The sequence below is a fragment of the Pseudomonas sp. SIMBA_067 genome (assembly GCF_046534675.1).
GTDB classification, from domain to species: domain Bacteria; phylum Pseudomonadota; class Gammaproteobacteria; order Pseudomonadales; family Pseudomonadaceae; genus Aquipseudomonas; species Aquipseudomonas putida.
In genome coordinates this window covers 1-249 of the sequence record NZ_JAWRYH010001016.1, presented here as the reverse complement: position 1 = coordinate 249, position 249 = coordinate 1, and the positions used below count along the sequence as shown (strand labels likewise).

1 pseudogene is annotated in these 249 nt (G+C 52.6%); it reads left to right on the top strand.

Annotated elements, in window-relative coordinates:
* Positions 1-249, top strand: a pseudogene (locus tag SB765_RS32285) (L-idonate 5-dehydrogenase); the annotation flags it as partial.

Genomic DNA, 249 nt, shown 5'->3' with positions numbered 1-249 from the left:
GTTATAAAATGGTCGAAACGTCGCAATGTGTCCCTTATCCGGCCAAAGCTGACGAAAAGGTTATGGCTTTTGCCGAACCTTTAGCCGTCGCGATTCATGCCGCACATCAGGCCAGCGAGTTACAGGGCAAGCGAGTATTTATTTCCGGTGTTGGACCCATTGGCTGCCTGATTGTCAGTGCAGTGAAAACACTGGGGGCCGCGGAAATTGTCTGTGCTGATGTGAGTCCCCGTTCCCTTTCGCTGGGCA